The sequence below is a fragment of the Bartonella sp. AA1HLJMS genome (assembly GCF_042197445.1).
Classification (GTDB): Bacteria; Pseudomonadota; Alphaproteobacteria; order Rhizobiales; family Rhizobiaceae; genus Bartonella.
In genome coordinates this window covers 1-9,437 of sequence record NZ_JBHIRW010000037.1, presented here as the reverse complement: position 1 = coordinate 9,437, position 9,437 = coordinate 1, and the positions used below count along the sequence as shown (strand labels likewise).

Below are 9,437 nucleotides of genomic sequence, written 5' to 3'. Positions count from 1 at the left end.
TGTGGATTTACGTCCTTTAGGCAGAGGGTAATGGCAAAAGTCTTTTTGACCACGTCTTGGGATATGGAGCGTATAGCGCCTTATCTTGAAGACATCATTGCATCCTTTAGAGAGTATGTAGAGCGTTTCAAACATGAAATCACGTTGCAAGAGCTCATTGAAGCGATTTGCAGCGGCAAGAAACAGTTATGGCTTGTTTTGGATGATGACGAGCGCTTTTTAGCGGCATTCACGACCCAGATACAACAGACAGTTTTAGGAAAGAAGCGCGCTCTGATTTGTGAATGTAGTGGCAAGGGCGTTCTTGATCAAGTTGATAATTTGACATTTGTAGAGGATTGGGCGCGTGAGAATGGGGCTTCTGAAATGGAGATCTTGGGTCGTTTAGGTTGGAAGCGCGCATTGGACAAGCAAGGCTATGGCATAGCTATGCTTTATTATAGGAAGGAATTGTGACATGGGGAGCAAGACACCAACAACGACAGAACAGAAGCAGGTACAAACAAGCGCCCCTCCAACTTGGATGCAGAATGTCTTTAAGCGTGGGGGTGCAGATGCGTATAACATGTATGATACAGGGATGGGTGGTAATGTATATGGGGGACCTCGTGTTGCACCTTTAAGTGCTCCAACTTATCAAGCAATTGGAGGTCTTGGAGCTATTCCTCATCAGTATCAGAATTATATGAATCATTTGATGAATACTCCAACATCGTCTGCGAGAAACCTTAACTGGATTGCATCTGGTGGTTTGATGGGACCGAATTCTCAATTTGATGAGGAACTTAAAGAGGGCTTAAGTGAAATAAGAAATAGTATTAATCGACAGTTTTTAGGTAGTGGTCTTTATGGCTCTAGTGCGCATAACAATGAGTTACAGAGGGGGCTTAATGATGAATTAGCTCGTATCAAGTATCGCCAGCGTGATAGAGATTTACAGCATATGATGCAAGCCAATTCGATGATTGATCAACTAAATGAAAACCGCTTAGGCATGATAGGCAACTTATTCCCCTCTTATAATAATGCCTATTCGAATATGTTGCAGGGGTCATCTGTTCTTAATGACTACAATCAACGCCTTGTTGATGCCAATCGTGAACGTTGGCTGGAACAAGACAATAGCGGCTGGAATAGGTTGAATATGCTTATGAATGCCGGTCATGGTTTTGCAAGGAATTACGGCACGACAACGAATAATCATACAATCTCTAAGATAGAGGGCAATAATCCGTGGAAAAATGTAGGGACTATAGGTTCTTTAGCACTTCAAGCAGCACCGATGGCTTTTGGTTACATGGCAGGTGGTCCAATGGGAGCAGCGTTGGCAGGAGGAGCATCCAAGTTTTTTTTAGATTACATGAATCAAAAGAAAGCTCTGGAGAATAATTAAAGAATAGTTTTGTAGGAGAGTGTGATGGCATTTCCAATATTATTTCCATTAGCTGGGGCAGCTTTTATGGCAGCAAGAGCTGCGCCTCATGTTTTTAGGTATCTTGCTCCTAAAGCGGTTACAGGGGCGAATAGATTGGGACAATTAATAACAAAGAACCCCGTGGGGAATTTCATAACAAAGTACCCCAAAACCTCTCTATTTATGACTGGAATGTCAGGTATTGAAAGTATGATGACACCAGAGAAAGCACAAGCCCCATCCAACCCCTATTTACAGAATAGTCTGAATCCATATGGACCATTTATGCCCTATACGGCTCCTAAAGCGGAAATGCCTCTTGGATTTGATCAACATCCACCCATGCCAAATGCACTAGAGAGTACTCCACAAGAACTAAAACCTCATATTAATGAACAAACGCAACCATTAGCACCCGCTTCCCCAACACCGACTCCTGAACTGACAGATGCAGAGAAATTTTTACAGTCCAATACTTATAAGTTTTTTCAATCAGATGCGTATCAGAAGCTCAAAGATCTTTTTGCAGGTATGGCAGAATCTTCATCAGACGGTTCTGGGTGGGATGCGCTTGCAAGTGGTGTGAAGCGTCTTAACGAAGGAGATAAACAAAGAGGGCAGGTTAATCAGACCGTCGATTATTTAAAGTCCAAAGGCTACAGTGATGAAGAAGCTGCTGTCATGGCACGGAATCCTCAAATGCTTAGTGCATTGCTCACAGGTGGTACAGATAGCATAAAACATTACAATGATGGAAGTTCGCTAATTGATGACCCAACATCACCCACGGGAAAGAGAGTGGTTTATCACCCTGGTGGGAAGGCGTATCTCGACAAAGAACGAGAAGCTGCTTTACGTCAACATAAAAACTTGTATGCAAAGGTTTTGCTAGAAGATATTGATTATGTGCAGGAATACCTTGAGAAATTTAAGAATAAGGCGACAGGTAATATAGCTTTAGCTGCTAGCTACGCGTTCTCAACGTCCGAACAATCGGATGTACGACAGGTTTTGGAATCAATACAATCTCGTATAGGGCTTGACCGTATAGATCAAATGAAAATGTTATCGCAAAGAGGGGCGCTAGGACTTGGAAATGTTAGCGATAAAGACATTGAAATGTTAAAAGAGTCTCTTGGGAAATTAAACTTACGTATGTCTACACGAGAGCTTAAACGGCGTTTGTCAACAATAAAAGATGTTTTATCAAGACTGAACCCTGAAGTACAAGGTATTGTATTAGGTAAGATTGAGGCTACAGAAAATAATATGAGAAATGCCGTTATGGCAGGAAATAACCAAAATTCTACCAATCAGGCGGGGTCACAAGGGAATGTTGCAAATTTTACAACTGTAAGCAGCATAGAACAAGCTAATAAAATGCCTATTGGGGTTGAGTTTATTTACAATGGTCAAGTTTACAAGAGGGCTAAATGATTAACAATAAGAATTCTCTTGTAGTTGATCGTGCATTAGGTGCTACGAACAATCAAGGTAAAAAAATATCAGAACTTGGTCCAAATTTTATCAATTTAGGTTCTGCTTCAGAATATGCGGCTAATCGAGAACGCTCATCAGAACTTGGACCGAATTTTATCAATTTAGGTTCTGTTTTAGAATATGCCAATCCTTCTTATGAAAATACTCTACTCTCTCCAGAGATTACACAAAGTGAAGCCTTTTGGAATTCTTTAAAGCATGGTTTGAGTTTTAATTTAGATGATGAAGTTGCGGGGATTGTAGCGGCGGGACGTGATGATGAGAATGAGAGTGCACTAAATGCTTTTAGAAAGGGGCTGTACAGATATTGGTTATCTGGTGATAAAAAATACGAAGAGAAGTATGAGAAAGAAGCCAATAGAATACGTGATTATCAACGTAGGATGAGTGATACGCATTATTGGACGTCTTTGTTAGGAAATGTTGTAGGGGCTGCTTTACCTTCACTTGCGACGTTAGGAACAGGAGCGGTTGCAGGACTAGCGGGGCGGATAGCGCCTCCTGCTACTTCAAAATTAGGTCAAGCATTTTTGAAAGCCGTTCCAACACCGGTAGGCACGGTAGGGAAACGGGTAGGCGCAGGAGTGAAATATGTAGGTGGGAAAGCCAGTCCGTTTTTAGGCATCACAAAAAACACAACACTTCCTCATTTGCTTAAAGTAGGGGCGGCATCTGGTGCATTACATGGAGCAGGTGAAGGGGTAGGGTTAGGTCATACACTTCAAAGTGCAGCAGTTGGTGGTGGTTTAGGAGCAGCAGGGACAGTGGTTGGCAGTGCTTTAGGTCATTTGGCTGGTTCTACTGTCGGTGGAATACGAAGACTTCTTTCTCCTTCTCATAAGCAAGGTGTTGCAACAGACACATTAAGAGAAATCAGTAAACATTTAGGTAAGGAGGCTTCTGAAGAGCTAGGAGAATCTTTTAAAAAAGCAGTTCCTACCGATTACGTAGCTGATCATAGTCCTTTTTTACAAGATCTTGTTTTTGATATCGCGAAAAGAAACCAAGGGGCTTATCTTGATTTAACCAAGAGAGCTAAACAGAGAGCGCTGGGAGGAGGGGAGCGTATTCATCAGGCGGCTGATAAATACTTTGTTCCTCGTCAAAATGTCACAGGTTTAAAAAATGATCTTATAGCGATTAGGAAAGCAGAACCACATACTCTTTACGAAATAGCCAAAAAAATACCAATAGGAGAACAGCATTATGGCGCTCTTAATGAATTAATGAAGCGTCCATATTTCAAACAAGCTTATAAAGAAGGGCTACAGGAATTCACGAGTAAGGTCAAAGAAGTTGCTCCATTTTCTTCTGAAAAATTTAATCTCCTTAAAGAAAAGCCCAACATGGGTGTTCTCCATGAAACGAAGGTTAAACTTGGTCTTATGAGAGATGCAGCCGAGAAGATAGGAGATAACAGTAAAGTTCATACCTTAGTTGGCATTCAGAAAAAGTTATTAGAGCTTATGGATGATATATCGCCTAAATATAAGAAGGCACGATCATTGTATCATCAATATAGTTCACGTTTAGATGCCATGGATGAAGGTTCCAAAATCCTTAGCAAGTCGGTTAATAAGGATGAATTCAGTAAAATCTTTGATGAATTACCAAAGGCACAACAAGAATACTTTAAAAAGGGCTCAAGAGCAGAACTTTTACAAGGTATGGGTCAAACAAAAGATGAAGTATCCAAGGCAAAGGAGATTTTTGGTACGAATGATCTGTATAAACGATTTGCAAAGATTTATGGAGCCGATAAAGCTTCTGCGGTCAAGAAGGTTATCGAAAAAGAAGCCGATTATGCAGATTTTTATAATAGAATACCAGGTCGTGTAGCGGATGAAAAGATATCATTTAGGCATAACGTCAATATGCCAACGGGTAAACATGATGCAGCTGTACAATTAGCAAAAGCTGCTGGGAAGGCTGCTTGGATTCCTTTCAAAGAGGCGGCGTTTAGAGAGCGTCAACGGATTGAAAAGGATGTTGTCAAATTGTTAACAGGGGGAACAGAGATTAAGAATGCTCAAATTGTCGATCTGATTCAACGTATGGTAAATGCGCATCATAAGGGATATGCGACGAAAGAGTGGGTGAAAAAGCGTTTTTCTGATTTGTTTAGATTAAGTGGAAACGAGGTTGTGAGGATGTTTAACCGATGACCCGTTATAGTCCTTCTGTAGAGCAAGCGATCCGTCAAGCAGCAGCGCGTTATGGTTTGCCAGAGAGTTATTTGTACCGTGTTGCGCAAGTGGAAAGTGGAGGCAATCCGAATGCAAGGAATCCCCGTTCTTCTGCGGGTGGGTTGTATCAATTTATAGACAGTACCGCCAAGCAATATGGTTTGCAAGACCGTTTTGACCCCATGCAAGCGGCAGATGCCATGGGGCGGTTGACGCTTGATAATCGCAATCATTTAAGCCGCCTGTTGGGAAGAGCGCCTACTGATGCAGAATTGTATTTAGCACATCAACAAGGGGCAGGAGGAGCCGCGCGGCTTCTTCAAAATCCCCATGCCAATGCGGCGCAAATTGTTGGGAGCAATGCGGTTGGCTTGAATGGTGGAAACAACGCTATGCGTGCAAGTGATTTTGTCAACCGTGTATTACAGATGTATGGTGGGCAGCCTCATAGAGCAAGTCCTACAGCGCAGGGTGGCATTAGAAATAGAGACAACTTGTTAGAGGTTTTAAGGGCATTATTAGCATCACAAGAAGAGGCTTCGGAAGAAGAAGAGAGTGATGATGATGATAATCCTTTGATGACGCAATTCATGCGGGCGTTTTACGGACCATTTTACCGGAATTAGGATTTATGAGAGATGTCAACGATCTATGATTGGTCGCTTAGAGCGGCGGATAATACGCGCGTAGATGATTTGATTGATTGGTCCGAAGGACAGTATCCTAGCAGTGTGAATACGAGCGCCCGTGTGATGATGCAGCGCATAAAGGAATACTTGTCAGACACGGGTGGAGAGCTTGAAGGCATTGTTACAAATGATCCTGTCCAACAAACGAGTGTGATAAGACTTGCAAGCACTTCACAGTTTTTAGAGTATAAGAATGGTATCGTTTTGCGCTTTATGGCTATGGGTAAGAATGTTGGAGCGACCACGATTGTCTTAAATGCTTTAGATGGCAAGCCGGTTTATAAGGCAACGGAATTAGGCATCAGTGCATTATCAGGAGGGGAAATCCAACAAGGGTGCATTTATACATTGTTTTATAATGGAGATCATTGGCATCTTTTTAATCCTACCTCACTCCCTTTAGAAGAAGAAGAAAGCAGTCTTTATCCCACGGGTTTTATAGGAACGTTTGGAATGCGCGGGATTCCAAAGGATTGGTTAATTTGCGATGGGAAGGCTTATTTGCGTCGTGATTATCGTGATTTATTTGAGACGATAGGAACGGTTTGGGGAGAGGGTGATGGCGCCACGACATTTAATGTTCCCGATTTTCGAGGGATGTTTTTACGGGGGCTTGATGGAGGGCGCAATATTGATGAGGGGCGTTCTTTTGCCAGTGTGCAAACAGATTTAATTGAGTCGCATCAACATCAAGGACAGAGCCTTTCGATGTCTCATTTTACCAGCAACGAAAACTTTTGGGATGGGAATACGACGGATGTGTTGGGCTATCGTCTAGGCTTGTTTGGGGGGAGCTCTCTAGCGAATTTTATGGGCATAGAGCGTGAGAATTTAGGGGGCTACATTGTAAGTTCTCATACTCTTGATGAGAACCAAGAGGTTGTTTTGGAGAGCACTGGTGAAGGCGAGACGCGTCCAGTTAATGTGAGTGTTCTGTTTGCGATTAAGACATGAGGTGTAAGATGTCGACGATCTATGATTGGTCTTTAAATGCCTCCTTGAATGCCTATTGTGATGATTTGATTGATTGGTCAAAAGGACAACGTCCTAGTAGTCTGAATAATAGTGCTCGTGTGATGATGCAACGTGTGCGTGAGTATTTATCGGATACGAGTGGTGTGATTGAAAGCACTTTTACGGTTGATGCTGAACACCAGACGACGTTGATAAGACTTCAAAGCCAATCGGCATTTTTAGAGTATAAGAATGGGATATCAATTTGTTTTAAAGCGAAGGGCAAGAATGTTGGGGAAACCGCAATTGCCTTGAATGATTTGGCGGCTAAACCTGTTTACAAGGCGACGGAATTAGGTCTCCGTGTTTTATCGGGAGGCGAGCTTCAAAGGGGGTGCATTTATAGCTTGGTTTATAGGGATCATGCTTGGCAAGTTTTAAATCCTACGCCTCTCTCTTTATCGCAAGAGCCGGTTATCCCTGTTTATCCACTAGGGACGATAGGGATTTTTGGGATGCAAGTTTTGCCAGATGGCTGGTTACCATGTGATGGGAAGGCTTATTTGCGTAGTGATTATCCTGCTCTTTATGAAGCGATAGGGATCAGGTGGGGAGGCGCTGATAGTTGGACGAAGTTTAATGTTCCCGATTTGCGTGGTGTTTTTTTACGAGGTGTTGATGATGACCGCGAGATAGACCGCTTTCGTTATCTTGGCACTTTACAAAATGACGCAATGAGAAAGCATGACCATGGGGGTCAATCCTTTACGATTTTGAATGATGAAAATCAGGAAGAGAGTTGGCATGGTGATATGACGATCATCTGGGGATATGTGTTGAATGACCAGCAAAGATTGAAGCTTGCTGAACGTTTGGGCGTGAGAGCAGAGGATATACGCGTGCACCATAAGCTCGCCTTTCCCCATTCCCACCTTCACATGCGTGATGTTGCATTGGCAAGTTCAGGTATAAGTGAGACGCGCCCGATTAATATGAGTGTTGTGTTTGGAATCAAGACGTGAGGTTTAGATGTCCACGATTTATGATTGGTCTTTAACAGCATCTGAGAATGGTGGTGCTGATGCTTTAATTAATTGGTCAGAGGGACAGCACCCTAACACGGTTAATAATAGCGCTCGTTTTATGATGCAACGGGTAAGTGAGTATTTATCGGATACGGGGGGTGTGCTTGAAGGGATTGTGACGGTTGATAATAACCAAAAGACGAGCGTGATAAGGCTTCTAAGTCAATCGGCATTTTTAGAGTATAAGAATGGCATATCGGTTTGTTTTAAAGCGAAGGGCAAGAATGTTGGGGCGACAACAATTGCTTTAAATAATTTAGCCGATAAGCCCGTTTATAAGGCAACAGAAACCGGTTTATTAGCCTTATCGGGAGGAGAGATACAAGATGGCTGTCTTTATACGCTTGTGTATGATGAAGAGCTTACGGGTTGGCAAGTTCTCAACCCGACAAGGGGCAAAGTTTCTTCCTTAAAACGTTTACCTTCCGGTCTGATAGGACCGTTTGCAATGGAGCGCTTGCCGGATGGTTGGTTGCCATGTGATGGAAGTGCTTATTCACGGTATGTTTATTGGGATTTATTTTGTGTCATAGGAACGACGTGGGGAGAAGGGGATGGCGCCACGACGTTTAATGTTCCCGATTTTCGGGGGCTATTTTTACGGGGACTTGATAATGAACGCAATTTAGACCCTTGGCGTTCTTTTGCAAGTATACAACCCTGTTCTTTAAAAGCGCATGAACATTTTATAGGTCCAGCGTCATCAGAAGGTCTTTCTTCTCGAAAAAAACGGGATGTTTCTTCTACTGAAGCGCGCGTGACAAGGCGCAAGAGAGCTATAGACGAAGAGTGTGTAGGTTTGAGTGGGGATGCTTTGGACAAGTGTAATCAAGAATTTGACCAAATAGCAGGAAGTCCACAGGTAGAGACTCCCTTTTGGTTTACAGAGTCACATTATACAAAAAAACGCAATAAAGTCAATATGTTGTTTGCAATTATTTTATATGAATCCACTCAAGAATCCATCTTTTTATACGTGATTCATTTGACCATTTTTGATATAAGATTGCCATGCATAAATAGACCATAAAAAGCAAATCATGATGTAAGTATTATAACGCATGTGTGTATTCAAATGAAATGAAAAGCCGATATCATTCATAACAGTTCATAAATTTTATGATACGTTTTTATCACAGCACAAATCACATTGTTTTAAATTTAGTCGTTTGAAAATATCGATAACATACGTTTAAAGATCACATCTTGTTTTAAAGATTGGATTGTTAATCACATAAAAGAGCAAATTAACATTCGCCAAAATTGGCGAGCGCAAAATAGAGAGCTGTCATAACAGCATCATCATAACACCGAACATTTTAAAGATTGCATAAAAGGATTTAAAGACAAGATCGATTTTATAACCACGGTATTTTTTTACCGAGGTAGGAAATAAAGGTCATGAAATTCAAAATGCTATATCTTATGAAATGAAAAGCCTTTTAATGAATAGATTGCAGGCTAGTCTTTAAGAATGGAACTATTCGCTTCCACAAAAAAATGGAAGCAAATAATGCCATGGCAGTAGAATAACTATCTACTTTAGATTTGGTACTAAAAACGTTTTAAAAGTTATAGTTTAAAAATACGAAACCAAATGAGCTCTTTC

General features: G+C 41.7%; 8 protein-coding genes. All 8 read left to right on the top strand.

The window, feature by feature from the left end; genetic code table 11:
- Window positions 1-30: 30 nt before the first annotated feature.
- From ACFIQE_RS07880 to ACFIQE_RS07845, 8 genes are read left to right on the top strand one after another with little or no spacing between them, the layout of a single operon-like run.
- The gene (locus ACFIQE_RS07880; protein WP_375646234.1) at window positions 31-456 is read left to right on the top strand and encodes a hypothetical protein; all 426 of its coding nucleotides are present in this window, start codon (window positions 31-33) and stop codon (window positions 454-456) included.
- A 1-nt stretch (window position 457) separates the two neighbouring features.
- Window positions 458-1,393 (top strand): hypothetical protein, encoded by a 936-nt coding sequence (locus tag ACFIQE_RS07875; RefSeq protein ID WP_375707482.1) that lies wholly within the window; start codon window positions 458-460, stop codon window positions 1,391-1,393.
- A 24-nt stretch (window positions 1,394-1,417) separates the two neighbouring features.
- Window positions 1,418-2,851, top strand: a complete 1,434-nt coding sequence (locus ACFIQE_RS07870; RefSeq protein WP_375707481.1) for a hypothetical protein — start codon at window positions 1,418-1,420, stop codon at window positions 2,849-2,851.
- A complete protein-coding gene (locus ACFIQE_RS07865; protein WP_375707480.1) occupies window positions 2,848-5,079 on the top strand; it encodes a hypothetical protein in 2,232 nt (743 codons plus the stop codon). Before ACFIQE_RS07870 ends, ACFIQE_RS07865 begins: the two co-directional genes overlap by 4 nt.
- Entirely contained in the window at window positions 5,076-5,726 is a 651-nt protein-coding gene (locus ACFIQE_RS07860; protein ID WP_375707479.1) for a transglycosylase SLT domain-containing protein, read from the top strand. The genes ACFIQE_RS07865 and ACFIQE_RS07860 overlap by 4 nt, the downstream gene beginning before the upstream one ends.
- 12 nt (window positions 5,727-5,738) lie before the next feature.
- Window positions 5,739-6,743, top strand: a complete 1,005-nt coding sequence (locus ACFIQE_RS07855; protein WP_375707478.1) for a phage tail protein — start codon at window positions 5,739-5,741, stop codon at window positions 6,741-6,743.
- Between the two features lie 8 nt (window positions 6,744-6,751).
- Window positions 6,752-7,765 carry a phage tail protein gene (locus tag ACFIQE_RS07850; RefSeq protein WP_375678175.1) on the top strand — a complete coding sequence of 338 codons (1,014 nt, stop codon included), beginning with the start codon at window positions 6,752-6,754 and terminating at the stop codon, window positions 7,763-7,765.
- A gap of 7 nt (window positions 7,766-7,772) precedes the next feature.
- Entirely contained in the window at window positions 7,773-8,858 is a 1,086-nt protein-coding gene (locus ACFIQE_RS07845; RefSeq protein ID WP_375707477.1) for a phage tail protein, read from the top strand.
- Window positions 8,859-9,437: the final 579 nt, after the last annotated feature.

Coding starts and splice junctions, on each gene's coding strand:
- ACFIQE_RS07880 (WP_375646234.1), top strand. CDS start 31: ATGGCAAAAGTCTTTTTGACCACGTCTTGGGATATGGAGCGTATAGCG.
- ACFIQE_RS07875 (WP_375707482.1), top strand. CDS start 458: ATGGGGAGCAAGACACCAACAACGACAGAACAGAAGCAGGTACAAACA.
- ACFIQE_RS07870 (WP_375707481.1), top strand. CDS start 1,418: ATGGCATTTCCAATATTATTTCCATTAGCTGGGGCAGCTTTTATGGCA.
- ACFIQE_RS07865 (WP_375707480.1), top strand. CDS start 2,848: ATGATTAACAATAAGAATTCTCTTGTAGTTGATCGTGCATTAGGTGCT.
- ACFIQE_RS07860 (WP_375707479.1), top strand. CDS start 5,076: ATGACCCGTTATAGTCCTTCTGTAGAGCAAGCGATCCGTCAAGCAGCA.
- ACFIQE_RS07855 (WP_375707478.1), top strand. CDS start 5,739: ATGTCAACGATCTATGATTGGTCGCTTAGAGCGGCGGATAATACGCGC.
- ACFIQE_RS07850 (WP_375678175.1), top strand. CDS start 6,752: ATGTCGACGATCTATGATTGGTCTTTAAATGCCTCCTTGAATGCCTAT.
- ACFIQE_RS07845 (WP_375707477.1), top strand. CDS start 7,773: ATGTCCACGATTTATGATTGGTCTTTAACAGCATCTGAGAATGGTGGT.